This is a genomic window from Halomonas sp. H10-9-1, from assembly GCF_040147005.1.
Taxonomy (GTDB): Bacteria; Pseudomonadota; Gammaproteobacteria; order Pseudomonadales; family Halomonadaceae; genus Halomonas.
The window spans coordinates 1,071,396-1,098,214 of record NZ_JAMSHO010000001.1 but is presented as its reverse complement, the minus strand read 5'-3'; the positions used below and the strand labels follow the sequence as shown (position 1 = coordinate 1,098,214).

Here is a 26,819-nt window from a genome sequence, read left to right as displayed (position 1 = left end):
ACAGTCGAACGATATAAGTGCTCCCCGGGTCGACACTGCCACCGCCCCCGGGGTTATCGACCCGCTTATAACTTACGGCTCCGGCGAAAACGGATCAGCCAAACACCACCTTGGCCACGTCCTGGTAACGCTTGGCGAAGTGTACGCTGATCCCCTCCTTGAGGTGCTCGGGCAACTCGTCGTAATCGCGGCGGTTGGCGTCGGGCAGGATCACCTCGAAGATGCCACTGCGCCGAGCGGCAATCACCTTCTCGCGAATGCCCCCCACCGGCAGCACATGACCGGTCAGCGTCAGCTCGCCGGTCATCGCCAGGCTGCGCTCGACGGCCTGGTGTCTGGCCAAGGACAGTAGCGCGGTGGTCATGGTGACCCCCGCCGAGGGACCATCCTTGGGGGTGGCGCCCTCCGGCACGTGCAGGTGCACGAAGGCGGAGTCGAAGAAGTCGGCGTCGGCGCCATATTCGGCCAGGTGACCGAGCACATAGCTGTAGGCGATGTTGGCCGATTCCTGCATCACCTCGCCCAACTTGCCGGTCAGCTTGAAGCCGCGCGTCAGGGAGTGCACCTTGCCCGCCTCGATGGGCAGGGTGGCACCGCCCATGGAGGTCCAGGCCAGGCCGGTGACCACTCCTTCGCCCTTGAGCACCTGCTCCTTGCGGAACAGCGGCGCCCCCAAGTACTCCTCGAGGTTCTTCACCGACACCTTCGCCGACTGCTGGTCATTCTCCAGCAGCTTGACCGCCGCCTTGCGCACGATGCGGTGGAGCTGCTTCTCGAGCTGGCGCACCCCGGCCTCGCGGGCGTAACCCTCGATCACCTGGCGCAGCGCCGCGTCGGTGAGGTTGATACTCTTCCTGGGTATGTTGGCGCGCTTGAGCAGCTTAGGCCACAGATGATGCTTGGCGATGGCCACCTTCTCCTCGGCGATGTAGCCGGAGAGGCGGATCTGCTCCATGCGGTCGAGCAGCGCCGGCGGGATCGAGTCCAGGGTATTGGCGGTGCACACGAAGAGCACCTTGGAGAGATCCAGGCGCACGTCCAGGTAGTGGTCGAGGAAGTCGACGTTCTGTTCGGGATCGAGCACCTCCAGCAGCGCCGAGGCGGGGTCGCCCTGGAACGACTGGCCCATCTTGTCGATCTCGTCGAGCATGATCACCGGGTTCTCGACCTCGACCTCCTTGAGGGCCTGGGCGAGCTTGCCGGGCATGGCACCGACATAGGTACGCCGATGCCCCTTGATCTCCGCCTCGTCGCGCATGCCACCCACCGAGAAGCGGTAGAACTCGCGACCCAGGGCCTCGGCGATGGAGCGGCCCACGGAGGTCTTGCCCACCCCGGGCGGGCCCACCAGCAGCACGATGGAGCCGCCGACATCGCCCTTGAAAGTGCCCTCGGCGAGGAACTCGACGATGCGCTCCTTGACGTCGGCCAGGCCATCGTGGTCGCGGTCGAGCACCGTGCGGGCGTGGGCCAGGTCGAGCTGGTCCTGGCTACGCACGCCCCAGGGCATGCTGGTCAGCCAATCCAGGTAGTTGCGGGTGGTACCGTACTCCGGCGAGCCGGTCTCGAGCACCGCGAGCTTGTCGAGCTCCTCCTCGATGCGGGTGAGCACCTTGGGCGGCACCACCAGGTCCTCGAGGCGGTCGCGGAAGGTGTCGACGTCATTCTCGCGGTCGTCCTTGGAGATACCCAGCTCACGCTGGATCACCTTGAGCTGCTCGCGCAGGAAGAACTCGCGCTGGCGATCCTGCATCTGGGCGTTGACCTGATCGCTGATCTCGCTCTGCAGTTGGGCGACCTCGATCTCCTTGCGCAGCAGCGGCAGCACCTTCTGCATGCGCGACAGCACCGGCAGGGTGGCCAGCACGTCCTGTAGCTCGTGTCCCTTGGCCGAGGTGATGGCCGCGGCGAAGTCGGTGAGCGGCCCCGGTTCGTGGGGGCTGAAGCGGTTGAGGTAGTGCTTGAGTTCCTCGCCGTAGAGCGGGTTGATCGGCAGCAGTTCCTTGATGCCGTTGATCAGCGACATGGCGTAGGCCCGCGCCTCGTCGGCCTCGGCATCCACCGGCTCACGCGGGTAGCTCACCTCCACCAGGTAGGGTGGCTCCCGGGAGATCCAGCGCTGGATCCGGAAGCGCTGCAGGCCCTGGGCGATGAACTGCAGCTGGTCATCCTCACCCTGCAGCTTGTGGATCTTCACCGCGGTGCCGATCTCGGGGAAGTCGTCGTGGTCCAGCCTCTCCAGAGCGGCGTCACCGACGAAGGCCAGGCCCACGGTATGGTGGGGGGTCTTGGCGACACGCTCGATGGTCTCTTCCCAGCGTTCGCGGTTGATCACCAGCGGCTGCACCTGGGCGGGAAAGAAGGGGCGGTTGTGGATGGGCAGCAGGTAGATGCGTTCGGGCAACGGCTCACGGGCCGGCACCACGGAACGCTTGCTGTCGTCGGACGATTCACCGAGGTCGAGGCTATCGTCCTGCTCGTGCTCGTCGTGGATCCATTCCGGCTCGCCTGAATCGTGGCGGTCCTGGTCGTCGCTCATGGGGTCTCCCTATCCAAGCGGTTGGGCATATGCCGATGGAGTCAGGGATGCGGGCGATGACCGGTAACTTCAAGCCTGACGGCCTTTTGCCACCTCCCGCTAGCGCCACAGCGGCGGCAGCGGGCGGCCATTGACCCGCACCTTGCCACGCACCACGTCCACCGCCAGCTCCTGGGTATCCAGGGGCAGCCCTAGCCACAGTGCCACTACGGTGGGCACCTCACGCCATACGAAGTCACCGTCCAGCCGGGTGCGCCAGCGCGCCTGCTCGGCGGGATCATCGAGACGCGCGACGCTGAGTTCATCGAGACGCCGCGGGTCGAAGATCAGCGCCCCCTCCCCCTGGGCGGAAAGGCCCAGCATGGGGCTATCGAGATCCACCGTGGCAATATCCAGGCGCGGCGAATCCCGCAGCAGCGCCTTGAACTCCGGCTCCAGTCTCGCGATAAGCTCGCGGGGTGTCGGGGTGTCGCTACCCCCTGTCATCACCTCCTCGCGCAGCCGGCTCAACAGGGTGCGCAGGGCCTCGGCATGCAGGCGCGAGAGTTGTGCCTCCAGCCTTCCGGTCAGCAGCACCTGCTCGGCGGCTACCAGCTCTCCCAGCTGGAGCTCACCGTGGATGCGCAACTCGCTGTCGTCGAGCTCCATGCGACTACGGTAGAGCAGGTCGCTGGCATCCAGTTCGAGGTCCTGCTGGCGCCAGGCAGCCCGCTCCAGGCGCAAGAGGTCATGCTGGGTGAAATGGTGGGCACCGGCTGTGTAGGCGTAGCGGCTCTCCAGGCTGCCCGGGCCAGCCTCCAGGCTGACGACGCCATCGGTGAGGCGCAGCGGCTTGAGCCGGGCACGCAACCACCAGTCGCCATACTCGCCGCCGAAGGTGGCCTGCCCGCCCTGGAAGTCGAGCTCGCGCTGACCCTGGCGAATCAGGAAGGGGGCCAGGCCAACGCTACCCTTGAAAGAACCACCCAGCGTCTGGTAGCGGGCGTGCCAGCGCGGTGCCGACGAGGGCAGCGCATCGCCGAACAGGCGCTGGCGCTCGGGGCCCAGGAAGGGCTCGATCTCGCCGTCCAGGCGGGTACTGAGCACGCCATGGCGGGCGGTGTAGGTCAAGGCGAGCTGCCAGCCATCGCCCAGCAGCGGGGCGATCAATACGCGCCCCGACGAGGAGAGCCAGCCACGCTCGACGTCCTCGCGCTCGACCACCAGCTCGCCGCGCGCCTCCAGGTCGGCCAGGGTGCGCACCATCTCGCGCTCGAACAGCAGCGAGGCAGCATACTGGGCCACCGCCCAGACCAGTGCCAGCCCTACCACCACCGGCACGATCAGTCGTTCCTTGCGCATGGTGACTCCCTTCCCTTCTTTTCCCTTCCTTTCCCTGCATCGCCTGCTATGGCATCCGCGAAGTACCACCGTACCGGCCTAGTGCAACCAGAACCCTAGTGCAACCAGAACCAGAGGTGCATGAGGCTTCCGGCGAAGATACCGGCGAGAACGTCGTCGATCATGATCCCGAAGCCCCCGGCCACACGACGGTCGGCCCAGCGAATGGGGAATGGCTTGATCACGTCGAACACCCGGAAGAGCAGGAATCCCCAGAGCGCCGACTCCCACGAGAAGGGGATGGCCGCCATGGTGATCCAGTAGCCCACGAACTCGTCCCAGACGATACCCGAATGGTCGTGGACACCGAGGTCCCGCGAGGTCTTTTCACAGAGCCAGACCCCCCACACAAAGGCGATGACGACGACGCCGCAGTACCAGGAGAGCGGCAGCTCAGCGAGCAGCCAGTAGAAGGGAATGGCCGCCAGGGTACCGAAGGTGCCTGGTGCCCAGGGCACGGCGCCGCTGCCCAGACCGAAAGCCAGAAAGTGCGATGGGCGATGCCAGACGCTGGACGGGGCTCGATTCATGGGGTGCCTCCCGGGGTGGCGCCGCAGAAGTGCTGCCAGCCGGTGCGCCGGGCTGCCGGCACGCCGCTCACGCCGGGTGAGCGGGTCAGCCGGCCGACCACGGTCAGCGGCACCCCAAGCGCCGCCAGCCGACGCCGGGCCTCGTCCAGATGCTCGACGGGCAGGCACACCAGCAACTCGTAGTCATCGCCGCCGGTCAGCGCCGCCTGACGCGCGCCCTCCTCGCCCAGCGCCGCGACCAGCCCCTCGGCCAGGGGCAGCGTCGCGGGGTCGAGATGGGCGCCGCCCCCGGAGTGCTCGAGGATATGTCCCAGGTCGGCCAGCAGTCCATCGGAGATATCCACCGCGGCCGTGGCCAGCCCAGCCAGGGCTTCGCCGGCGGCCAGCCGCGGCTGGGGAGTGAGATAGCGACGCAGCAGCGGATGGCCGGAGTCGCGCTCGCCCGCCTGCCATACCGCCAGGCCACCGGCGCCGCCACCAAGGGCCCCGGTCACCGCCAGCAGGTGGCCGGGACGACCGCCGCCCCGACTCATGGCCGCCTCGGGGGCCACCTCACCCATCACGGTGACGCCGATGGCCAGTTCACCGCGCGTGATGTCGCCCCCGGCCAGGCTGGTGCCGGTCGCCTTGCAGAGCGCCAGGAAGCCGCGGGAGAAGCCCTCCAGCCAGGCGTCCTCGCTCTCCTCCAGCGACAGCGACATGAAGCACCAGCGCGCCCTGGCGCCCATGGCGGCCAGGTCGGAGAGGCTGACCGCCAGGGCCCGATGGCCTACCGCCTCGGGTGGGGCATCGGGGGGGAAGTGCACCCCACACACGGAGGTATCGACGCTCACCGCCACCCGCTGGCCCGGGCTGGGGGCCAGCAGTGCGCAGTCGTCACCCACGCCCATCACCACGCCGGACTCGGGGTCGGGGGTGGCGGGGGTAAAATAGCGGGCGATGAGATCGAATTCGCTGTGCATCCGGTCACCCTTCAGCGGCGGCGGGCGGCCACCTCGGCGCCGCGCAGACGCCCGGCGAGCTTGTCGAGGATGCCGTTGACGTACTTGTGGCCGTCGGTGGCCCCGAACGACTTGGCCAGCTCGACGCCCTCGTTGATCGCCACCCGATACGGCACCTCCATGCGCCGCGAGAGCTCGTAGGCGCCCAGGCGCAGGATGGCCAGCTCGATGGCATCGAGCTCCTCGAGCTTGCGGTCGAGCAGCGGCGCGATGGACGCGTCGAGGTCGGCGCGCAAGCGTGCCACGTTGTGAACCAGTTCGTGGAACAGCGCCTGGTCGGCGATCTCCATGACCTTGTGCCAGTTCTCGTGGTCAGCGAGGTCGTCATCAGCCAGTTGGCTACGGAACTCCACCTCCACCGCGCTCATCGACTTGCCGGTCATCTGCCACTGATAGAGGCACTGCACCGCCAGTTCGCGGGCGGCACGCCGCCCCTGCTGCGCCTTCGAGGGCGTGCGCTCGCGGCTCATGCCTCCTCCTCGACGCCACCACCCAGCTGGCGCATCAGCGAGACCATCTCCATGGCTGCCATGGCCGCTTCGGCACCCTTGTTGCCCGCCTTGGTGCCGGAACGCTCGATGGCCTGCTCGATGGAGTTGACGGTGAGCACGCCATTGGCGATGGGGGTCTCGAACTCCAGTTGCAGGTTGCCCAGGGCCGCGTTGCAGCCACCGGCCACGTACTCGAAGTGGGGGGTGCCGCCGCGGATCACTGCGCCCAGGGCGATGACCGCCTCGGGGCGTGCCACCTTGAGCACCTGCTTGACCGCCAGTGGCAGCTCCCAGGCGCCGGGCACGTGGACGATGTCGATGTTCTCGGCATCCACACCATGGCGCACCAGGATATCCACGGCGCCCTCTACCAGGCTGTCCACCACATGGTGGTTGAAGCGCCCCACCACGATCACATAGCGACCGTCGACGTCGACGAAGCTGCCTTCCAGTTGAGAAATGGGTTCCATGTCGGTTTCCTGCTGAGGCTCAGCGGCGCGACCATGTCGCGCCCGGCATTGAATGAGAATATGGGATGGAGTACTGGAGGAGAGCCGAGTCACTCGCCTTCGACAGCGCTGGCGGACGCAGGCACGTCCTCGGGGCCCAGGCGCTCCACCACCTCCAGGTCGAAGCCCGAGATCGCCGAGAACTTCCAGGGCGAGCTGAGCAGGCGCATCTGTCCCACGCCAAGATGGCGCAGGATCTGCGAGCCGGTGCCGATGGTCAGGTAGTTGCCGGCACCATCGGAATCGCTGGTACGCGGGGCACGGCGACGCTCGAGGAAGACATCAAGCTGGTCACGCAGATCGAGGCGCGGCCGGCCATGATCGAGCAGCACAAAGACCCCACGCTCGCTACGCGCCACCTCGGCGATGGCCTCGTGGGAGGTCCAGTGACCGCCCTCATCTTTGTGCAGACAGAGCAGGTCACGCATGGTGTCGGCAAGGTGTACGCGAACCGTGGTCGGTGTCTCGGGACTCGGCCGCCCCTTGACCAGCGCCAGGTGGTGGACGCCCTGAATGCTGTCGCGGAAGACGTGCAGGACGAGCTCGCCATACGCGGTGTTGACCGTGGTCGACTCCTCGTGATCCACGGTTTGCTCGTTGTGGATACGGTAGTGGATCAGGTCGGCAATGGTGCCCATCTTCAGGCCGTGCTCCGCGGCGAAGCGCTCAAGCTCGGGGCGGCGGGCCATGGTGCCGTCGTCGTTCATGATCTCGCAGATCACGCCACTGGGGTCGAGGCCGGCCAGGGAGGCGAGGTCGCAGGCGGCCTCGGTATGACCGGCGCGGCGCAGTACGCCGCCGGGCTCGGCCATCAGCGGGAAGATATGCCCCGGCTGAACGATATCCTCGGGACGGGCATCGCGGGCCACGGCGGCCTGGACGGTGCGCGCGCGGTCGGCGGCGGAAATGCCGGTGGTGACGCCCTCGGTGGCCTCGATGGAGAGGGTGAACTTGGTGCCGAAGCCGGAGCCGTTGTCGTTGACCATCAGCGGCAGCTTGAGGCGCTCGCAGCGGCTGCGGGTCATCGGCAGGCAGATCAGGCCGCGAGCATGACGGGCCATGAAGTTGATGTGCTCGGCCTGCACCTTCTCGGCGGCCATGATGATGTCGCCTTCGTTCTCGCGATCCTCATCATCCATCAGGATCACCATCTTGCCCTGACGAATGTCCTCGACCAGGTCTTCGATAGGGGCCAGGCCCCCGGCAGTGGCGTGCACCATGAGATCTCCAGAAATTCTACGCGGCAGGCGTCCGCAGGCGGCGACAGTCACGTCGTCCACAGGCGTCGCCTCGCCTCGAAACGGCGTCAGGGTACCTTGGCGCGGCAACGGGCGCCAGTAAACTGCACCTTGGCGCGGCAACGGGCGCCAGTAAACTGCATCTTGGCGCGGCAACGGGCGCCAGTAAACTGCACCTTGGCGCGCAGCACCATCGCAGAGGCGGCACCGCTCAAGGCTTCCCCGGCAACAGGCTTCCGAGGGGGCGCTGTAAATACGTCCCTGTACGCTACCTCGGCCATCCCAGGTCCTCGGACCCCCTCTCCAGCCTGTCCCCGGCGCCCTTCGCTATTGCAACATAGCTAATGATGATGGCCCTGCATTGGCACCGTGACGGGCGCTACTCCTGCGCCTTGATACGTCGCCGCGGGCGGGCGGTAATGCGCCAGTCCTGACCGACGGCGCGGATATCGAGGATCTCCAGGCCGCGCTGGTGGGCCATGGTCTCGATACCGGCGAGCTGGAACAGCGGCCGGGCGTCGCCGCCGAGCAGGGTGGGCGCCACGAACAGCTGCATCTCATCGACCAGGCCGGCATCGAGCATGGCGCCGGCCAGGGTCGCGCCGGTCTCCAGCAGCACCTCGTTGGCCTGCTCGACCTCGGCCAGGTGGCGAAGCACGGCATCCAGGTCGACCCGACCGTCATCGCCGGCGGGCAGGGTGAGCACTTCGGCCCCGGCGCGGGTGAGCCGTGCGATGCGCTCGGGCTCCACTCCCTCCACCGCCACCACCAGGGTGCGTCCCGGCTCGGTGAGACATGCCGCCGCCTCGGGCAGGCGCAGGCGGCTATCGACGATCACCCGCAGCGGCTGGCGAGCGGCGATGGCCTCGGCGTCGGGCAGGCCGAGCTGGTCGGCACGCACGGTGAGTCGTGAGTTATCGAAGATCACCGACTCCACCCCGGTGAGTACGGCGCTGGAGCGGGCACGCAGGCGCTGCACCTGGCGCCGTGCCTCGGGGCCGGTGATCCACTGCGACTCGCCGGACGACATGGCGGTGCGGCCGTCCAGGCTCATGGCCATCTTCAAGCGCACGAAGGGGCGACCATGGTCCATGCGCAGGACAAAGCCGGGGTTCAGCGCCTGAGCCTGTGGGGTCATCACGCCGACCTCCACCTCGATGCCGGCCTCGCGCAACATCGCGATGCCGCGGCCGGCCACCGCCGGATTGGGGTCCTCCATGGCCACCACCACCCGAGCCACGCCGGCCTCGATCAGCGCCACGGCGCAGGGCCCGGTGCGCCCCTGGTGGGAGCAAGGCTCCAGGCTCACGTAGGCGGTGGCGCCGCGGGCCGCTTCGCCCGCGGCATTCAGCGCATGCACCTCGGCATGGGGCTCGCCGGCGCGGGCATGGTAACCCTCCCCCACCAGGCATCCGTCCTTGACCAGCACGCAACCGACGCGGGGGTTGGGATGCGTGGTATAGAGGCCGCGCCGGGCCAGTTCGAGGGCTCGGGCCATCCAGGTTTCCGGGGGCGTGGGGTGGGTCATGGGGCGCTCCGGGTCAGCGTGGGGGCGTCTGGTCGGGATCCTGGGCGAGGCGTTCGATCTCGGCGCGGAACTCGTCGATGTCCTGGAAGCGGCGGTAGACAGAAGCGAAGCGGATATAGGCGACCTGGTCGAGGCCACGCAGCGCGGCCATCACCGCCTCGCCGATATCACGGGCGTGGATCTCGCGCTCACCGCGGGCACGCAGCGTCTGGCGGATGCGCTGCACCGCGGCCTCGATGGCCTCGGCGCTGACCGGGCGCTTCTCCAGGGCACGCAACATGCCGGCGCGCAGCTTCTCCTCGTTGAAGGCCTCGCGGGAGCCGTCGCCCTTGATCACCCGTGGCATGATCAGCTCGGCGGTCTCATAGGTGGTGAAGCGCTCACCGCAGGCCACGCACTGGCGACGCCGGCGCACCTGATCCCCTTCGGCGACCAGGCGCGAGTCGGTGACCTTGGTGTCATGGGTGCCGCAGAAGGGACAGTGCATGGCAGGATTCCAGAACGGGAAACGGGACTCGACGCATTGTAGCGACTCGCGTCCCGCCCGCCCAGCGGTGCCGATCAGTGACCCATGGTCTCGATGCGACGCACCGGGGCGGCCACCTCGAGGGTCTGGCCGTCGTCGAAGGTCAGCGAGAGCGTGACCTCGCCATCCTCGTGCAGCGGCTCGGCGAGGTCGATCAGCATCAGGTGGTAGCCGCCCGGGGCCAGGGTGGCGCTTTCACCGGCCGGCACCGGGATCATCTCCACCTGGCGCATCTGCATCACCCCGTCCACATCGACATGGTTGTGGAGCTCCGCCACGCGGGCCGCCGGGGTGCTCGCCGCCACCAGGGCGCGATCGGCATCACCGGCGTTGTGAAGCTGCATGAAGGCGGCCGTGGTGGTGGAGACCGGCGGCACGGCGCGCACATGGGCGCCCTCGACGCTCAATGTGTCGCCCAGCGCGGAGGCGCTGGCAAGGCCCAGGGCAAGGGCGAGCAGTGGGGCGCGCCAGGGGAGTGAGCAAGGTGGCAGCATGTGGTGGATCCTCTCGGTCGTGGGAGTCTGATGTCACAGCATAAGCCAGCGATCGCCGCCTGTTTGCGCTTGCGACATAACGTCCCAGCCGGCTGCCGATTAATGCACCGCTAATCACCGGGTGTCAGTCTCGGCGCATGGCGGCATGACCGCCCACGGATTCAACGGCAAGGAGCCCTCCCCATGCAAGCACTGAACCAGAGCGTCGCCGTGGGTCCCATGGGTTTCTCGATCGGCCAGCTCCTGATCGTGCTGGCCTTCGTCATCGCCGTGCTGAGCGGGGCGCTGATCGGCCGCCGTCACCGCACCCCCACGGCCGATAGCCTCTTCACGCTGCTGCTGGTCGCCCTGATCGGCGCTCGCCTGGTGTTCGTGGTGCGCTACTGGGGGAGCTACGCCGGAGCGCTGTCGCTGCTGGACATCCGCGACGGCGGCTTCGACCCGATAGGTGGCCTCGCCGCCGGCCTGGGCTATGCCGCCTGGCGCCTGTGGCGCACCCCGCGCCAGCGCCTGCCGCTGGGCGGCGCCCTGCTGGCCGGAGCCCTCGCCTGGGGGCTGACCGCCGGCCCCCTGCTGCTGCTCGAGGAGCAGGGACGCCCGCTCCCCAATACCCCCCTGACCACCCTGGCAGGCGATATCATCGACCTGCCTGGGCTGGCCGAGCGCGAGGACAAGCCGCTGGTGGTCAACCTCTGGGCCACCTGGTGCCCGCCGTGTCGGCGTGAGATGCCGGTATTCGAGCAGGCCCAGGACGAGATCACCGACATCACCTTCGTCTTCGTCAACCAGGGCGAGCACGCGGCACTGGTGAACCGGTTCCTCGATGAGCAGTCATTAGAACTCGACCACGTGCTGCTCGATGCACGCACCGCCCTGGGCGATGTGACCGGCGCCATGGCGATGCCCACCACGCTGTTCTACGACGCCGAGGGACGGCTGGTGGACACTCACTTCGGCGAGCTCTCCCGCGCTACCCTGCGCCAGGGCCTCGAGCGCCTGCACTAACGCCCGGGGCGACTCCCTTCCTGCTTCACGACGACCGCACAAGGACATCACCATGCGATACCCCGTCAGGACCACCGCCATCGGCGCCCTCACCCTAGCCTTCACGGGCCCCGTGCTGGCCGACGACCACTGGCCCGCCCCGGTGGATGCCCTCGTCGAGCAGGGGCTGACCATTCACGGTGAGTTCGAGGCACCGGCCGGCATGACCGGCTACGGCGCCAGTCACTCCGCCGGCGAGGTGGCCATCTACCTGCTGCCCGGCGGCGAGCACGCCATCGTCGGCACCCTGGTCGATGCCGAGGGCAACAACCTCTCCGAGCCCGAGCTGGACAAGCACGTGCGCGCCGCCCAGTTCGCCGAGGTGTGGCAAGACCTGGAGGCGAGCCACTGGATCGCCGACGGCGCCCCCGACGCCGAGCGCATCGTCTACACCTTCACCGACCCCAACTGCCCCTACTGCCGCCAGTTCTGGCAAGAGGCGCGGCCCTGGATCGAGGCCGGCAAGGTGCAGTTGCGCCATATCATGATCGGCGTGCTGGCCTCGGACAGCCCAGCCAAGGCCGCCGCCCTGCTTGGCGCCGACGATCCTGCCGCCGCCCTTAACGCCCATAGCGGCGACGGCGAGGAGGTCGCGGCGGGGCCCCAGTCACGCGAGATCGAGGAGCAGGTCTACGCCAACAACCAGCTGTTCGATTCGCTGGGCTTCATGGCCACGCCGACCACCCTCTTCCGCGACGGTGACCGGGTCGATCGCATCGAGGGAGTCCCCGGCCCCGAGCGCCTCGAGGAGGCCATGGGCGGCCCCCGGCCCTGACCCTCTGGCGCGGCTCGCCGAGACGAGACAGGCCCCGCCCGGTATCCACCGGGCGGGGCCTGTGCGCTTTTTCACCCTGGTGCCGAACGCTCGGCACCAGGGGTCGGATCACTCCGCGGCGTCGAGGTCCTCGAAGCGCGGCACACCGACGTTCCAGGGCGTGACCTCCTCGCCCTTCTCGCCCCAGTTGGCGTGATCGGCGAGACGGTGACCGTCGACCTCACGCTCCTGGCCGTAGCTGGAGTGCTTGTGGAAGGTGGGGCCGAACCTCTCCAGCACCTCATCCACGCTGCCGGCGTAGCGCGGGTCCTGCGGCCGCTCCTGCTGGGTCATGTAGTAGGCGATGTCCCAGGCTTCCTGGTCGGAGAGCGAGAGGGGCTGGCCCAGCGGCATGTTGTTCTTGATGAACCCAGCCGCGGTGTGGGTGCGCACGATGCCGGCACCCCAGTTGTTGGAGCCGTCGCCCCAGGGGGCGGGGAAGACGTACTCGCCGTTCTGGTAGAGGCCCGAACCATCCCCGCTGTGGCACACCGCGCAGTTCTCCACGTAGAGCGCCTCGCCGTTCGCGTAGCTGAGGGTCTCGGGACGCTCCGGCGCCGGGAAGCCGCGCCCGTAGATGGGCTGGTCCGGGTACACGGGCGCGCCCTTGGCCAGCCACTGGTGGTAGGCGGAAAGCGCCAGCATGTCATCGCTGCCGTATGCCGGCGGGGTGCCGTTCATGGAGTAGGCGAAACAGCCGGCGATGCGCTCCTCCAGGTTGTTGACGTGCTGGTTCTTGCCGCGGAAGTCCGGCAGGGTCACCGCCGCTGGCCACACCGGGGCGCTAAAGGGCTGACGCCCCTCGCCCAGGTGACAACTGGAACAGTTCATGTCGTTGAAGACGTTCGTGCCGCGCAACTGCTGAGTGTTGGTGAAGAGGTCGTAGCCGCGGCGAATGACGGCCTTGGTTGCCGGCTTCATATCGGCGGCCTCGAGGTCCGCCATGGTCGGCGGCACGTGGACCAGTTCGCCCTCCTGGGGCGCCGGGTAGCCCATTTCCACCAGCGTGTCGTAGGGATGGCCGTCAGCCTCTGCCCAGGCGGCCAGGCTTGCGCTGGCGGCCAGGGTCACACCGGCCAGCGCCAGCGTCTTCCTGCGATTGATCATGGTCTATTCCCCCTTACTCGTCGGTCGCCGGCTGACTGGCCAGCCAGGCCGCCACGGCACTGATGTCCTCGTCGCTCATGCGCTTGGCAATCGCCCCCATCAGGTTCTGCGGGTCGTTGGCACGACGCCCCTCCTGCCAGGCGTGCAGCTGATCCTCGATGTAGCCGGCGTGCTGGCCGGCGATCTCCGGGAAGATGCTGCCCACGCCCTGGTTGCCGGGCCCATGACAGCTCTTGCAGGAGACGATGTACTCGTCCCAGTCACCACGCAGGGCGAGCTGCTCGCCGCGGGCCAGTACCGCCTCTTCGGCGTCGCCACCATCCGCCCCGGTGGCCGGGAGCTGGCTGTAGTAGGCCGACACGTCGGCGATCTGCTGGTCATCGAGCATATTGGCGAAGGGCAGCATGATGGGACTCTCGCGATGCCCCGCCTGCATGTCATGCAGCTGCTTGGCGAGATAGTCGGCATCGAGCCCCGCCAGGCGCGGCCAGGACTGACCGCCCGGCACGTTCATGCCGCTGCCATCGGCCTGGTGACAGGCCACGCAGGTGCCCGCCGCCGCCTCGCCGCGCTCGGCGCTCCCCTCGAGCGCCACGGCCTGGCCGGCGGCCAGGCCGGCACCCAGCAGCAGGCCAAGCCCGCTGGCGATCCTCTTGCTGGTCATCGGTATTCCCCTCTTTCGTATCGCGCTGTCTTGTGTCATGGCCCTCAAGGGGCAACGCTACTGGCCTGAACTGGGAAGGTCAGGCGAGCCTCCAGCCCGCCCCTTGCGGGACGGACAAACTCCAGGTCGCCGCCGAAACGCTCGGCGATGGCCACCACGATGGCCAGCCCCAGGCCGCTGCCATGCTGCTTGCTGGCACGCCAGAAACGCCTGGCCATCTGTTCCAGGGCTTCGTCATCGACGCCGGGCCCCTGGTCGATTACCCGGAAGGTCAGGGTATTGTGGGTATGGCACTCCACGTCGAGGGTCACACCCGCCCCCTCGCCACCATGCCGGAGCGCGTTGTCGATCAGGTTGCGCAGCGCTGTCACCGCCAGCTCCCGCGGCAGCGCCAGTGGCGCCTCGGGCCACGCCTCGGGCAGCGCGAAGCGCGAGGTCGGCGCACCGCTGTCGCGCAGCGCCAGGGCCACCACCTCGGCGGGGCGGCACAGGCTGCCGTCCTCGAAGGCCAGCCGCCCCTCCACCCGCGCCAACATCAGCAACTGGTCGAGGATCCGCGCCAGGCGCTCGACGCCCTCCTCCGCGTATCCGACGGCATCACGCGCGGCCTGGCCCTCCACCCGGCTGGCCACCTGCAGGTGGGTCTTGATGGCGGTGAGCGGCGTGCGCAGCTCATGGGCGGCATCGTTGGTGAAGCGCTGCTCGCGGACGATGGCCTGCTGGACGCGTGCCAGCAGGCCGTTGAGGGTCTCCACCAGCGGGCGCAGCTCACTGGGCACCCCATAGGTGGCCACCGGCGCCAGGGCATCCGGATGACGCCGCGCCAGGGAGTCACGCAGCCGGGCGATGGGCGACAGGCCCCGCACCACGCCGATCCACAGCGCTACCAGGCTGCCCAGCATGGCCACCACGAAGGGCACCGTGGCCACCTTGATGACGTTGCCGAGCAACTGATCGCGCTCATCCATGCGGTCGGCGGTAGTGATGGTCAGCCCGCCCCGCTCGTAGGTGAACACCCGCCAGGTCACGCCACCCTCCTCGCGGTAGGCGTGCCCGCCGACCTCGCCCACCGCCAGGATCGACTCCAGGTCGGTGTGGGTCTGCGCCATGATCTCGCCGCGCGGCGAGTGCACCTGACAGGCCAGCCCCTCGATGGGCGGGATCGACAGCGCCCGCCGGTCGGCCTCGAGCCACGTCTCCTGGGGCAACTGGGCCATCAACCCCGCGACCATGCGTGCCGACTGGGCGAGACGCTGGTCGAGGGTGGCCACGAACTGCTCCTCCAGGTCGCGCAGCAACCAGGCGGCGGCCAGTCCCCAGAGCAGCACCAGGGTGACACCGAGGGTCAGCAACAGTCGCGTGCGCAGGCTCACGAACGCTCCTTCTCGCCGGATTCACCCAGCGGCGGCCCCAGCCGGTAACCGAGGCCACGCACCGTCTCGATCAGCTCGCTGCCGAGCTTGCGGCGTAGATGGTGGATATGCACATTGAGGGCGTTGCTCTCCACGTCCTCGCTCATGCCGTAGAGGCTGTCCTTGAGCTGGTCCGCCGAGAGCACGCAGCGCGGCGCCTGCAGGAAGGCCTCCAGCAGCACCAGCTCGCGGCGCGAGAGCGTGATCGGGCGACCGTCGAGGCTTACCTCCCGGGCCACCGGGTCCAGGCACAGGGCACCGTGCTCAATCAGCGGGTGCGAGCGCCCCGCCGCCCGCCGCAGCAGTGCCTGCAGCCGGGCCACCAGCTCGTCGAGGTCGAAGGGCTTGATCAGGTAGTCGTCGGCGCCGCCCTGTAGCCCCGCGACCCGGTCGCTGACCGCATCCCGGGCGGTCAGCACCAGCACCGGCGTGGTCACTCCGCCGTCGCGCCACTCCTCCAGCAGGCTCAGGCCATCACCGTCGGGCAGGCCGCGGTCGAGGATCACCACATCGCTGTTGACGCTCTCCAGGGCGCGACGTGCCTCGGCAATGGAGGCCACATGATCGACGACATAGTCGTGCACGGCGAGCCCGGCGCGAATGCCTGAGGCCACCAGGGCGTCATCCTCGATCAGTAGTACGTGCATGGCATCGGGTCCTCTCGTTATGCAACATCCTGTCAGCAGGCCATTAAGCCTGCGTTAATGGTTATGAACTTATAAACCAATGCCGGCGATCCATTGGTCGTATACGACGACTCCCCCACAGGCGAGGCCTGCGGGGGAGTCGCTTGATACAGGACAAGTTCAACTGCGGGCCGGAATCGCCCTGGCCAGGAACCAGCCGGCGACCATCGCCACCAGCATCGCCGCAAGCGGCGCGCTCAGCCCCCCGATGGAGGCGATCGCCGGGCCCGGGCAGTAGCCAGAGAGCCCCCAGCCGATACCGAACAGCGCCGAGCCACCGATCAGCCGGGCATCGAGATCCTGGCGGGTGGGCAGTTGGAAGGCCTCGCCGTAGATCGGGGCCGTGCGCTTGAAGACCAGGCGGTAGCCGATGAAGTTGGTCACCACGGCACCGCCAAGCACGAACATCAGGGTCGGGTCCCAGGCACCGGCAATATCCAGAAAGCCCAGCACCCGCGCCGGGTCGGTCATGCCGGAGATGGCGACACCCAGCCCGAACAGCAACCCGGCGAGATAACCCGCCACTGATTTCACATCCAGCGTCTTCAGGGTCTCGGTCTTCATGCGCCACCTCCGATCACATGACGCACCACGAACACGGTGACGATCGCCATCACCAGGAAGGTGACGGTCGCCACCATCGAGCGCACCGAGAGGCGCGACAGGCCGCAGACCCCGTGGCCGCTGGTGCAGCCACTGCCCAGGCCGGTGCCCAGGCCCACCAGCAGGCCGGCGACGAGCATCAGCGCCACGCCGCCGGCGGGCCCGCCGATCACTCGACCGGTCACGTCGACGGCACCTCCGGCAACGTTGCCCAGGCCGCCGCCCAGCCACATCACCACCAGCGGGCCGCTGATCAGGCCGAGCAGGAAGGTGACGCGCCAGGCGCTGTCGCCCTTCGGCCGGGCGGCGATCAGGGTCCCGACGATGCCGCTGATGCCGGCGATGCGGCCCAGGGTAGCCATCAGCCAGGTCGCGGACAGGCCGATCAACACACCGCCGGCCAGTCCCTGCAGGGATGAACTCCAATCCACGCTTGCTTCTCCTATGGTCTCATAACGTCTTTGGTTAGCTTCAAATTCTCGGGGCTTACCCGGCGCCCCTCACTGGCTGTTGTCACCAGGGCCCCTGTAACACCGGGGCCCTGTCGTCAGGGCACCCGTGGATGCGGCTGTGCCTCGTCGTCGAAGGTGTCAACCGGCACGCTGCCCACCTGCATCTCGACGCAGCGCCGCGACGGGTGGCCGCCACCGACGCCACGCAACTCCTGCCAGGCGTCATAGGTGCTCAGGAACACCTTGCCGGTCATCTCGTGGCAGAACTCGGTGTGCTGCAGGCGATCCATCACCGGGCCCTTGACCTCGGCCAGGTGCAGTGCCACGCCGGAGTCCTTGAGGCGCGCGTTGATCGCCTCCAGGCTCTCCAGCGCCGAGGCGTCGATGACGTTGACCGCCTGGCAGGCCAGCACGATGTGCTCGAGGCCAGGCTGGCCGGCGGCCAGCGCCATCACGGTATCTTCCAGATAGCGCGCATTGGCGAAGTAGAGGCTCTCGTCGACGCGCAGGATGGCCAGGCGCTCGTCGGTCTCCACCGCGTGACGCTGCACGTTGCGGAAGTGCTCAGTCCCCGGCACGCGCCCTACCACGGCGCTGTGCGGCCGGCTGGTGCGGTAGAGGTGCAGCGCCAACGACAGCCCCACGCCGACCACGATACCGCTCTCCACGCCATGACCCAGGGTGATGGCGATGGTACCCAGCATGGCGACGCAATCACCGCGCGAATAGTCCCAGGTGCGCTTGATCGCCGCGAAGTCGACCAGTGAAAGCACCGCCACGATGATGGTGGCCGCCAGGGTGGCGATGGGCAGGTAGGCGATCAGTGGCGTCAGCAGCAGCGCCGCCACGCCGATCCCCACCGCGGTGAAGGCCCCGGCGGCCGGCGTCTCGGCGCCGGCGTCGAAGTTGACCACCGAGCGCGAGAAGCCACCGGTCACCGGCATGCCGCCGGTCAGCGAGGCGGCGATATTGGCGGTGCCCAGGCCCACCAGCTCCTGGTCGGGGTCGATGCGCTGGCGGCGCTTGGCGGCGAGGGTCTGGCCCACCGATACCGACTCCACGAAACCGACGATGCTGATCAGCAGCGCCGCCACGAACAGCTCGCTCCACAGGCCACTGTCGAAGCCGGGCAGGGTCAGTGGCGGCAGGCCCGCGGGCACCGCGCCGACCACCGCCACGCCCTGCTGGTCCAGGCCCAGCCCCCAGCTGGCCAGGGTGGTGACTGCCACGGCCAGGATCGGCGCCGCCTTGGTGAGCATGTCCGCCGGACGCGGCGGCACCCCCAGCCGGCGCAGGGCGGGCATGAGCCAGCGCCGCGCGGCGCAGAGGAAGGCCAGCACCGCAAGGCCGATCGCCAGGGTCGGCAGGCTGACGCTGCCCAGTTGACTACCCAATCCGGCCACGAGCTCCAGCAGATTGTGGCCGCCAGCCTCGACCCCCAGCACATGCTTGAGCTGGCTGGTGGCGATGATCAGTCCCGAGGCGGTAATGAATCCCGAGATCACCGGGTGGCTCAGGAAGTTGGCCAGGAAGCCCAGCCGCGCCACCCCCATCAGGGTCAGGATCAGGCCTGACATCAGCGCCAGTACCAGGGCCGCACCGAGATACTCCGGCGTGCCCTGGGCCGCCACCTGCCCCACCGCCGCCGCCGTCATCAGCGACACCACCGCCACCGGCCCCACGGCCAGGGTGCGGCTGGTACCGAACACCGCATAGACCACCAACGGCGCGATGCTGGCGTAGAGCCCCACCTCCGGCGGCAGCCCGGCCAGCATGGCGTAGGCCAGCGACTGCGGAATCAACATGATGGTGACGATCACCGCGGCCAGCAGATCGCTGGTCAGGGCGCTACGCCCATAGTCGGGCAGCCATTGCAGGATCGGCAGGTAGCGTTTCGGGTTCAAAGCCATGGCCTCAGAACGTGTTGATCGGCACCTTGAGGTAGACCTGGCCGTTGTCCTCGGCGGGCGGCATCTGGCCGGCACGCATGTTGACCTGCACGGAAGGGATGATCAGCTTCGGCATCTCCAAGGTGGCGTCGCGCGCGGTGCGCATCCTCACGAACGCCTCCTCGCTGACGCCCTCGTGGACATGCACGTTGCGGGCACGCTGCTCGGCCACCGTGGTCTCGTGCTGGAACTCTTCACGCTCCGGCGCCTTGTAGTCATGGCACAGAAACAGGCGTGTCTCGCCGGGCAGCGCCAGGACCTTGTGAATGGAGCGATAGAGGGTGCGGGCATCGCCGCCTGGGAAGTCGCAGCGTGCGGTGCCGTAGTCTGGCATGAACAGGGTGTCGCCGACGAAGGCGGCATCGCCGATCACATAGGTCAGGCAGGCCGGCGTATGCCCCGGGGTGTGCAGCACTCGCCCCTCAAGATTGCCGATGGCGAAGGTGTCGCCCTCCTCGAAGAGGCGGTCGAACTGGCTGCCGTCGCGAGCGAACTCGGTGCCGGCATTGAAGGCCTTGCCGAAGACCTCCTGGACCACGGTGATATTGGCGCCGATGCCGGTCAGCCCGCCCAGGGTCTCGTGCAGGTAGGGGGCGGCAGAGAGGTGGTCGGCATGCACGTGGGTCTCCAGGATCCACGCCACCTCGAGGTCGTTGTCGCGCACGAAGGCGATGATCTCGTCGGCGGAGCGCACAGCGGTGCGGCCGGCGGCGTAGTCGAAGTCGAGCACCGAGTCGAGGATCGCGCAGGACGCGCTGTCGGGATCCTGCACCACGTAGCTGAAGGTGTTGGTGGGCGCGTCGAAGAAGTGGGTCACGATGGGTCGGGACACGTGTGTCGTGGACATGGAAGAGCAGCCTCCGTCGGGTATCGCGTGGCGGTATGCTAACAGTATACCTCAATCTAAGTTCTAAGCATAGACTATTTTAGAATATGAGCGCGCCAGGCACACCCTGCCTCAGCATCGTGTTCCCCCCGTTCCGGCAGACGTGGCGGGCGGCATGCCTGCCATCAAGACGCGACGCCCGCGGCGCTGGCCGCGGGCGTCGGCATGTCGTAGCCGATCGGCTCGGCAAGAGTGGCTATTTCTTCTTCAGCTTGCAGGTGTTGACGCCCAGCAACTTGTAGGCCGGACAGAAGTTGAAGATACCGGTGGCCAGCGGCACTACGCCGATCCAGCCCCAGGCGCCGATGGTGCCGGTCAGGGCCAGCACGATCAGCAGCAGGCCGACGGCGATGCGCAGGGTCTTGTCGATGCCACCCACGTTGCTTGTCATGTCATGCTCCTCGATGGGTCGGTTCAGAAATGGAAGACCGGCACGGCCGGATCACGCATCAGCTCGGCGATCGGGCCCGGTGCGGCGATGCCGACCCCTTCGCGCAGTGCCTCTTCACCATAGTCGCGGTTGGGCAGGTAGATGGCACAGACGTCCACCTGGGCCCCCTTGCTCATCAGCATCTGCATGATGCCCTCGGGCGTCACCTGACCGGCGGGGTTGCTCGGCGGAGTGTTGATCGGCTGGGCACTCTGGTAGCCCTCCACCGCCAGGTCACCGGCCTGGTCGCAGAGCAGCAGCTGCAGGTCGGTGCCCTGCTGCTGCATGGCGTTGGCCAGGATCATCGCCATGCCCTGGGTCTCCAGAGAGCCACTGGTCAGGATCATCAGCGCCTTGTCGTCCATGGCCTGGCCATCCTCGGCCTCGCCGCCATGGCTGTCGGCCAGGGCGGCACCGCCCGCGGCCAGGGTTCCGGCGGCCAGCGCCGCACTCAGGGTCGTCTTGATGCTCATACAATCACCTCGCTGTCATTGGGTAGTGAAGGAAACCGACTCAGCGTCGTAACTGCGCCGGGCGCCAGGCCACATCGGGGTCGACCTCGTAGCTCCAGGGCAGTCCGGAGTTACGCCAGCCATTGACCGCCCGCACCCCCTTGGAGTCACCTTCCTCGAGCTTGCCCCCCTCGAAGCCATCGGTGACCGAGTAGACCTCACTGAAGCCCATCTCGGCGATGGCGTCGGCGGCAGGCGCGCTGCGGGTGGAGCCGGAGCGACACATGACGATGATCGGGTCATCCTCGGCCACGCCCAGCGCCTCCAGTTCGGCACGCATCTGCTCGGCGAAGTCGGGGTTCTTGACCATGGGCCAGGTCCTGGCCTCGGCGTCGAAACCGTCGCGGTCGGCGAGCACCCAGGGCACATGGATATCGGTGGGCTCGGCGAAGCCGGTGAACTTGATCTCGACGGGATCGCGCACGTCGATCAGCACCGCTCGCTCGTTCTCCTGCATCAGCTCCCAGGCCTCGGCGGCATTGACGTAGAGCCCCAGCTGGGTCTCGCGATAGGCCGCGGCCTCCTCGGCCAGGGCCGGGCCCGCCGCGAGCAGCGCCGCCAGGGCGGTCGAGGCCAGAAGATCCTTCAACGCCATTTTCATAACAAAACCCTCTAAGCTAATTACAAATTAAGCGTAATTGAAGGATAGTCCACTCGGGCCGCTTTGCCATGGGGCATCTGGCCGCACCTTGATATGGGTCAAGTCACCTCGATCCAGGCGCCATACGACTGGCAGGATGGAGGCAGGATGGATCGCGCGTGCCGGCAGCCGTAGCGGGCCTGGGCCTGGGCCTACGCCGTCGCCGGTGGCCCGAACAGTCGGTCGGTGAGCTTCACGTACCAGGCCGCGGACTGCACCTGGATGATGTAGGCCAGGGCGATCAGCAGGGCGGCATCGGTGCCCGCCTCGCCGAAGGCGTTCATCGCCAGTGCCAGAGCAATGGAAAGGTTGCGCATCACCGTGCCGTAGACCAGGGCGATGCCGTCGCCTCGCGACAGCCAGGCCCGGGCCACCAGGGTGCTGAGCAGGTAGTTGACGGCATAGAGGATCAGCAGCGGCAGCGCGATCTGCAGCAGCAGCCCCGGGCTTGCCAGCAGGTCATCGGCCTTGAGCGCCATGGCCACGAAGACGATCCCCAGCACCCCCAGGGTAGAGAGCGGCGGAAAGCGCGGCGCCCACTGCTTGCGGAAGCCCTCGGCGCCATGGCGCTTGACCAGGAGGTGTCGCGTCAGCTGGCCGGCCAGCATGGGAATGCCCACCACCAGGATGATCTGGCGGAACACCGCCACCAGATCCACCGGGATCGCCGCCCCCATCAGCCACTTCACGTAGAGCGGCGTGGCCAGCGAACCCAGGATCAACCCGACCACCGTCATCTTCACCGCCGCGGGCAGGTTGCCTTTGGCAAAGCCGGTCCAGGAGATGGTCATGCCGCTGGTCGGCAGCAGTGCGGCCAGCAGCAGCCCCAGCGCCAAGTAAGGCGCATCCGCGAACCACCAGGCACCCAGCCCGAAGGCCACGAAGGGGATCACAGCAAAGTTGATCAGTTGAGCCAGCCCCTGGGCACGGCCATCGCCGCCCGTCAGCAGCTCACGCAGGCGCAGGTTGACCATCATCGGGTAGATCATCAGCAGCGTCAGCGGTATCACCAACGTCGAGAGCCAGGCCACCGGCGCCAAGGCCCCGAACGCCAGCCCCAGCAGCAGGGCCGCCGGAATCGCCACCACCAGATGGCGCGTCAATGCCTGAATCACCCTCATCATGCCTGCCCCTCCCGCTCCTCGATGCCATTACGCTGCCCGCGGGACGACACAACGGCAAGAGGACAGGATGTCGCGGCGCTACAGCTCGATACGCTCGCCGTACGCCGGTATCTCCGCCGCGATCTCGCTCTCGGCCAGGGCCGCCTGGAGCACCTTCTGGGTCTCGGGCTCGCCGTGGACCAGGTAGAAGCGAGGACGGTTGCGGAAGGCCCCGGCCCAGCCGATCAGTTGGCTCTGCCCGGCGTGGGCGGAGAAACCGCCAATGGTGTGCACCTTGGCCTTGACCGCCAGGTCCTGACCGAGGACGCGGATATGCTCGGCGCCGTCGACGATCTGGCGGCCGATGGTACCGCCGGCCTGGAAGCCGACGATCACCAGGCGGGTGGCGGGCCTTTCGAGGTTGTAGCGGAAGTGGTGGACGATACGCCCGCCGTTGCACATGCCAGCGCCGGCGATGATGATCGCCCCACCGTGGATGCGGTTGATGGCCATGGATTCTTCCACCGTGCGGGTCATGCGCAGCACCGGGAGGTACTGGCCGGGGTCACCGCTGGCGGCCTTGTTGAGCACCTTGAGGTCCTCGGGGTCCAGCGCCTTGCGCGCCCGGTGGTAGAGCTCGGTGACCTTGATCGCCATGGGACTGTCGAGGAACACCAGTTGCTGGCGCAGGCGTCCCTCGTGGTAGAGCATGCTCAGGTGGTAGAGGATCTCCTGGCTGCGCCCCACCGCGAAGGCGGGGATCAGCACGTTGCCGCCGGCGGCGTGGGCCTCCTCCAGCACGCTGGCGAACTCCTCGATCGTCTCTTCCAGGGGCCGATGGTCACGATCGCCGTAGGTGCTCTCCATCAGTACCAGATCGGCCTCATAGAGCTTCTCGGGATCCTTCATCAGCACCGAACAGGGGTTACCGAGATCGCCGGAGAACACCAGGTGCTTCTCCTGGCCGCCGGAGGGCACCTTGAGCTCGACGATCGCCGAGCCGAGGATATGGCCGGCGTCGCGGAACACCAGGGTCACGCCGCCGGGCAGGTTGACCGGTTGGCCGTAGGGGTGGGAGACACACTGGGCCAACGTCTGCACCACGTCGTCGAGAGCGTAGAGTGGCTCCACCAGGGGCTTGCCGTGCCGATGGCGCCACTTGTTCTCCCACTCGATGTCCTTGGCCATCACGAAGGCCGCGTCCTGGAGCATGATCTCCAACAGGTCGCGGGTGCCGCGGGTGCAGTGGATGGGGCCTCGATAGCCCTCTCGCACCAGCTTGGGCAGCAGGCCCGAGTGATCCAGGTGGCCGTGGGAGAGCACCACCGCCTCGAGCTCCGTCACCAGCTTGCCGAAGGGCTTCTCGTTGGCGCGGTCGGCGTCCGCCCCGCCCTGGCGAAGGCCACACTCCAGCAGCAGCCGGTGGAGCCCCTTCTCGCCATCCACCTCGAGCAGGTAGCGAGATCCGGTGACTTCTCCCACCGCGCCCAGAAACGTCAGTGTCGACATGGTGGTGCACTCCTTGACCAGATGTATTTCCACCACTTTCAGCATAATGGATCAGGAACGAGGCTGCGCCACCGAAGGCAAGCCATATTAAGCGAGACCCGTGGCCATAACGAGTACGCCCCGCGCCGTTCCCACGGCGCGGGGCGTACTCCACTTCTCTCATCCCAGGCAAACGCCGTCAGGCATCTGCCAACCGGTGATCAGCGGTAGACCGGGAACTCGGCGCAGACGGCCTCGACCTTGGCCTTGACCTCGGCCTCGATGGCGGCGGAATCCTCGCCCTTCGCCATCACGTCGAGGATATCGCAGATCCAGCCGGCCAGATCGCGACACTCGCCCTCGCCGAAGCCGCGAGTGGTCACCGCCGGGGTGCCGATGCGCAGGCCGGAAGTGACGAAGGGGCTCTGCGGATCACCGGGCACGGCGTTCTTGTTGACGGTGATATGGGCGCGGCCCAGGGCAGCGTCCGCATCCTTGCCGGTCAGCTCCTGCTTGATCAACGACAGCAGGAAGAGGTGGTCCTCGGTGCCGCCGGAGACGACATCATAGCCGCGCTCGAGGAACACCGAGGCCATCGTCTGGGCGTTCTTGACCACCTGCTGCTGGTAAGCCTTGAACTCGGGGGCCATGGCTTCCTTGAAACAGATCGCCTTGGCGGCGATGACATGCTCCAGCGGGCCGCCCTGGATGCCCGGGAAGACTGCGGACTGCAGCTTCTTCTCCATGGCCTCGTCACCCTCGCTGGAGAGGATCAGGCCGCCACGCGGGCCACGCAGGGTCTTGTGGGTGGTGGTGGTCACCACGTGGGCGTGGGGCAGCGGAGTCGGGTAGACACCGGCAGCCACCAGGCCGGCCACGTGGGCCATGTCGACCAGCAGGTAGGCGCCCACCTCGTCGGCAATCTCGCGAAACTTGGCCCAGTCGATTACCTGGGAGTAGGCGGAGAAGCCGGCGATGATCATCTTCGGCCGGTGCTCGCGGGCGAGCTTGGCCACCTCGGCGTAGTCAATACGACCGCTCTCGTCGATGCCATACTGCACGGCGTTGTAGTGCTTGCCGGAGAAGTTGGGCTTGGCGCCATGGGTAAGGTGGCCACCGGCGTCGAGGCTCATGCCGAGCACGGTGTCGCCGGGCTTGACCAACGCCTGGAAAACGGCGCCGTTGGCCTGGGAGCCGGAGTGGGGCTGGACGTTGGCGTAGGTGGCGCCGAACAGCTCCTTGGCATAATCGATGGCCAGCTGCTCGACGACATCAACGTACTCACAGCCGCCGTAATACCGCTTGCCGGGATAGCCTTCTGCGTACTTGTTGGTCAACTGGCTGCCCTGGGCTTCCATCACCCGAGGGCTTGCGTAGTTCTCGGAAGCGATCAGCTCGATATGGGCCTCCTGGCGCTGCACTTCCTTTTGCATGGCATCAAAGAGGACGTCATCGAAACCGGCAATCGTCATATCACGGCTGAACATCGGCGCAAAACCTCATATCACGGGGGTAAGGTGAGTCACGGCATGATACCCCAGCCCCCCGCACCTTTCACATGAATCGGTGTCATCGTCGCCCGCGGCTCGCTCATCTTCACGGCAGGCTACCGGACTCAGCGTGTCTCCACCTGCATGGCGAACCGTTCAGGCAGTGCCAGGGGATCCTCGGCGAAGCCTTCGAGACGCTCCTCGGCGGGCAAGTCGAAGGTGACCACCAACTCCTCGGCGCCGCCGGCCATGAGGTCGACCAGGCCGTTGAGCAGGTCGCGCACCTGGGGACCGAACATCATTCCGAAACCCTCGGCCTGGGTACGCGCCTGCTCGAGATACTGGGCCTTGCTGATCCCCTCCATGGTGGCGCCCAGGGTCGCCAACCGGGCGAAGAGCCCCCGCTCGGTGAGACGCAGCTCGAACTGGCCGCCACCCAGGGCCGCCTCCTCCAGCAGCGTCCCGTCGGCCAGAAGCGTGGCGACCTCCGCTCCTTCGGGCAGGGCCAGCAGACTCTCAAGGTCGATCGCCATGACCAGGGCATCGCGCAGGGTCAGCTCACCGTCACTGAACAGCCGTCCCGTCTGCTCGTCCTCGGGCTCCCAGCGGGCATCGAAACCGGCATCCAGGTGCAGCTGGCCGCTGCCGTCGGTGAGCACATTGCTGGCCATGCGCAGGCGGGTGCGCTCCTCCTCGGGGGAGAGCGTGATCAGCCGGTCCAGGTCGACCGCCAGGGCCTCGAGGGCAAGCCCGCCCTGGCCCTCCTCGAAGTCGCCATCCAGGTCGAGACTGGCCAGGGAGGCGAGCATCCCCTCGGGGTGCTCCAGGCTGAGCTCAGTGAGGGTCATCACATCGAGCCACTCCTCCGCCAGCGTCTCGTCGTCGAGCGGCGGCACGGCACTGCCGGGCGCCTCCACCACGATGCTGCCGATGCTCAGCAGCAGGTCAACCTCGAGCTCCTGGGGGGCGTCCTCCAGCTCGATGCCTTCAACACGGATGCCCTCGAGAGTGACAGTATCCGGATGCTCGTAGTCCCCCTCTACCACATAACGTTCGATCAGCAATATCTCGCCATCAAGGCTCTCGAAACGCAGATCCTCGGCGCGGGTCTCTCCCCCCAGCAGCGAGGTGGAGAGGTCGCCGATGGAGAGCTCGCCATGCTTGGCAACCAGCGCCCGCAGGTCGCTCTCGAGGCGCTCGGCATCGGCGAATGCCGGGGCACTGACCAGCAGGGAAAGCGCCAGGGGCAGTGCCAGGCGTGACAGGACAGGATTCGGGAAACGCATGGGATCACCTCCTGTGT

General features: G+C 67.6%; 27 protein-coding genes. 2 read left to right on the top strand and 25 right to left on the bottom strand.

Annotation, left to right across the window (positions count from 1 at the left end):
* Nucleotides 1-94 precede the first annotated feature (94 nt).
* The 10 genes from lon to NFH66_RS04890 form a co-directional block, all read right to left on the bottom strand.
* Nucleotides 95-2,539, bottom strand: coding sequence for an endopeptidase La (lon, locus tag NFH66_RS04935; protein ID WP_349608817.1), 2,445 nt, complete (start codon nucleotides 2,537-2,539; stop codon nucleotides 95-97).
* A gap of 99 nt (nucleotides 2,540-2,638) precedes the next feature.
* Nucleotides 2,639-3,880 carry a DUF945 family protein gene (locus tag NFH66_RS04930; RefSeq protein ID WP_349608816.1) on the bottom strand — a complete coding sequence of 414 codons (1,242 nt, stop codon included), beginning with the start codon at nucleotides 3,878-3,880 and terminating at the stop codon, nucleotides 2,639-2,641.
* 95 nt (nucleotides 3,881-3,975) lie between these two features.
* Nucleotides 3,976-4,449 (bottom strand): phosphatidylglycerophosphatase A family protein, encoded by a 474-nt coding sequence (locus tag NFH66_RS04925; RefSeq protein ID WP_349608814.1) that lies wholly within the window; start codon nucleotides 4,447-4,449, stop codon nucleotides 3,976-3,978.
* Nucleotides 4,446-5,411 (bottom strand): thiamine-phosphate kinase, encoded by a 966-nt coding sequence (thiL, locus tag NFH66_RS04920; RefSeq protein ID WP_349608812.1) that lies wholly within the window; start codon nucleotides 5,409-5,411, stop codon nucleotides 4,446-4,448. Before thiL ends, NFH66_RS04925 begins: the two co-directional genes overlap by 4 nt.
* A gap of 11 nt (nucleotides 5,412-5,422) precedes the next feature.
* Complete coding sequence (nusB, locus tag NFH66_RS04915) at nucleotides 5,423-5,920, bottom strand: transcription antitermination factor NusB (RefSeq protein ID WP_349608811.1); 498 nt, start codon at nucleotides 5,918-5,920, stop codon at nucleotides 5,423-5,425.
* Complete coding sequence (gene ribH, locus NFH66_RS04910; RefSeq protein ID WP_349608810.1) at nucleotides 5,917-6,411, bottom strand: 6,7-dimethyl-8-ribityllumazine synthase; 495 nt, start codon at nucleotides 6,409-6,411, stop codon at nucleotides 5,917-5,919. The genes nusB and ribH overlap by 4 nt, the downstream gene beginning before the upstream one ends.
* 89 nt (nucleotides 6,412-6,500) lie before the next feature.
* Nucleotides 6,501-7,670, bottom strand: a complete 1,170-nt coding sequence (gene ribBA, locus NFH66_RS04905; protein WP_349608809.1) for a bifunctional 3,4-dihydroxy-2-butanone-4-phosphate synthase/GTP cyclohydrolase II — start codon at nucleotides 7,668-7,670, stop codon at nucleotides 6,501-6,503.
* Nucleotides 7,671-8,067: 397 nt separating this feature from the next.
* Nucleotides 8,068-9,216 (bottom strand): bifunctional diaminohydroxyphosphoribosylaminopyrimidine deaminase/5-amino-6-(5-phosphoribosylamino)uracil reductase RibD, encoded by a 1,149-nt coding sequence (ribD, locus tag NFH66_RS04900; protein ID WP_349608807.1) that lies wholly within the window; start codon nucleotides 9,214-9,216, stop codon nucleotides 8,068-8,070.
* Between the two features lie 13 nt (nucleotides 9,217-9,229).
* Nucleotides 9,230-9,703 carry a transcriptional regulator NrdR gene (gene nrdR / locus NFH66_RS04895; protein WP_349608805.1) on the bottom strand — a complete coding sequence of 158 codons (474 nt, stop codon included), beginning with the start codon at nucleotides 9,701-9,703 and terminating at the stop codon, nucleotides 9,230-9,232.
* 74 nt (nucleotides 9,704-9,777) lie between these two features.
* Nucleotides 9,778-10,236, bottom strand: coding sequence for a copper chaperone PCu(A)C (locus NFH66_RS04890; RefSeq protein ID WP_349608803.1), 459 nt, complete (start codon nucleotides 10,234-10,236; stop codon nucleotides 9,778-9,780).
* Nucleotides 10,237-10,419: 183 nt separating this feature from the next.
* Between NFH66_RS04890 and NFH66_RS04885 the strand changes: the two genes are divergently transcribed.
* Both NFH66_RS04885 and dsbG read left to right on the top strand, forming a co-directional pair.
* Nucleotides 10,420-11,241: a prolipoprotein diacylglyceryl transferase family protein gene (locus tag NFH66_RS04885; protein WP_349608802.1), complete on the top strand. Its 822-nt coding sequence runs from the start codon at nucleotides 10,420-10,422 to the stop codon at nucleotides 11,239-11,241.
* Nucleotides 11,242-11,293: 52 nt separating this feature from the next.
* Entirely contained in the window at nucleotides 11,294-12,055 is a 762-nt protein-coding gene (gene dsbG, locus NFH66_RS04880; RefSeq protein WP_349608801.1) for a thiol:disulfide interchange protein DsbG, read from the top strand.
* Between the two features lie 108 nt (nucleotides 12,056-12,163).
* On the opposite strand, the gene NFH66_RS04875 is transcribed toward dsbG, so the two are convergent.
* The 15 genes from NFH66_RS04875 to NFH66_RS04805 form a co-directional block, all read right to left on the bottom strand.
* Entirely contained in the window at nucleotides 12,164-13,201 is a 1,038-nt protein-coding gene (locus NFH66_RS04875; RefSeq protein ID WP_349608800.1) for a c-type cytochrome, read from the bottom strand.
* A 13-nt stretch (nucleotides 13,202-13,214) separates the two neighbouring features.
* Nucleotides 13,215-13,865: a c-type cytochrome gene (locus NFH66_RS04870; protein ID WP_349608799.1), complete on the bottom strand. Its 651-nt coding sequence runs from the start codon at nucleotides 13,863-13,865 to the stop codon at nucleotides 13,215-13,217.
* A 44-nt stretch (nucleotides 13,866-13,909) separates the two neighbouring features.
* Nucleotides 13,910-15,238, bottom strand: a complete 1,329-nt coding sequence (locus NFH66_RS04865) for an ATP-binding protein (RefSeq protein WP_349608797.1) — start codon at nucleotides 15,236-15,238, stop codon at nucleotides 13,910-13,912.
* Nucleotides 15,235-15,924: a response regulator gene (locus NFH66_RS04860; protein ID WP_349608796.1), complete on the bottom strand. Its 690-nt coding sequence runs from the start codon at nucleotides 15,922-15,924 to the stop codon at nucleotides 15,235-15,237. The genes NFH66_RS04865 and NFH66_RS04860 overlap by 4 nt, the downstream gene beginning before the upstream one ends.
* A gap of 159 nt (nucleotides 15,925-16,083) precedes the next feature.
* Nucleotides 16,084-16,527: a DUF6691 family protein gene (locus NFH66_RS04855; RefSeq protein ID WP_349608794.1), complete on the bottom strand. Its 444-nt coding sequence runs from the start codon at nucleotides 16,525-16,527 to the stop codon at nucleotides 16,084-16,086.
* Nucleotides 16,524-16,997 carry a YeeE/YedE family protein gene (locus NFH66_RS04850; protein ID WP_349608793.1) on the bottom strand — a complete coding sequence of 158 codons (474 nt, stop codon included), beginning with the start codon at nucleotides 16,995-16,997 and terminating at the stop codon, nucleotides 16,524-16,526. Before NFH66_RS04850 ends, NFH66_RS04855 begins: the two co-directional genes overlap by 4 nt.
* Before the next feature lie 116 nt (nucleotides 16,998-17,113).
* On the bottom strand, nucleotides 17,114-18,928 hold the full coding sequence (locus NFH66_RS04845; RefSeq protein ID WP_349608791.1) for a SulP family inorganic anion transporter: 1,815 nt from the start codon (nucleotides 18,926-18,928) through the stop codon (nucleotides 17,114-17,116).
* A 4-nt stretch (nucleotides 18,929-18,932) separates the two neighbouring features.
* The gene (locus NFH66_RS04840) at nucleotides 18,933-19,799 is read right to left on the bottom strand and encodes an MBL fold metallo-hydrolase (protein WP_349611661.1); all 867 of its coding nucleotides are present in this window, start codon (nucleotides 19,797-19,799) and stop codon (nucleotides 18,933-18,935) included.
* 250 nt (nucleotides 19,800-20,049) lie between these two features.
* The gene (locus NFH66_RS04835; protein ID WP_349608789.1) at nucleotides 20,050-20,244 is read right to left on the bottom strand and encodes a YgaP family membrane protein; all 195 of its coding nucleotides are present in this window, start codon (nucleotides 20,242-20,244) and stop codon (nucleotides 20,050-20,052) included.
* Between the two features lie 23 nt (nucleotides 20,245-20,267).
* Nucleotides 20,268-20,756 carry a DsrE family protein gene (locus NFH66_RS04830; RefSeq protein ID WP_349608788.1) on the bottom strand — a complete coding sequence of 163 codons (489 nt, stop codon included), beginning with the start codon at nucleotides 20,754-20,756 and terminating at the stop codon, nucleotides 20,268-20,270.
* Nucleotides 20,757-20,796: 40 nt separating this feature from the next.
* The gene (locus NFH66_RS04825) at nucleotides 20,797-21,390 is read right to left on the bottom strand and encodes a rhodanese-like domain-containing protein (RefSeq protein WP_349611660.1); all 594 of its coding nucleotides are present in this window, start codon (nucleotides 21,388-21,390) and stop codon (nucleotides 20,797-20,799) included.
* 197 nt (nucleotides 21,391-21,587) lie between these two features.
* A complete protein-coding gene (locus NFH66_RS04820) occupies nucleotides 21,588-22,559 on the bottom strand; it encodes an arsenic resistance protein (protein ID WP_349608786.1) in 972 nt (323 codons plus the stop codon).
* A 78-nt stretch (nucleotides 22,560-22,637) separates the two neighbouring features.
* Nucleotides 22,638-24,047, bottom strand: a complete 1,410-nt coding sequence (locus NFH66_RS04815) for an MBL fold metallo-hydrolase RNA specificity domain-containing protein (protein ID WP_349608785.1) — start codon at nucleotides 24,045-24,047, stop codon at nucleotides 22,638-22,640.
* A gap of 200 nt (nucleotides 24,048-24,247) precedes the next feature.
* Entirely contained in the window at nucleotides 24,248-25,513 is a 1,266-nt protein-coding gene (glyA, locus tag NFH66_RS04810) for a serine hydroxymethyltransferase (protein WP_349608784.1), read from the bottom strand.
* A gap of 128 nt (nucleotides 25,514-25,641) precedes the next feature.
* Nucleotides 25,642-26,802, bottom strand: coding sequence for a hypothetical protein (locus NFH66_RS04805; protein ID WP_349608782.1), 1,161 nt, complete (start codon nucleotides 26,800-26,802; stop codon nucleotides 25,642-25,644).
* Nucleotides 26,803-26,819: the final 17 nt, after the last annotated feature.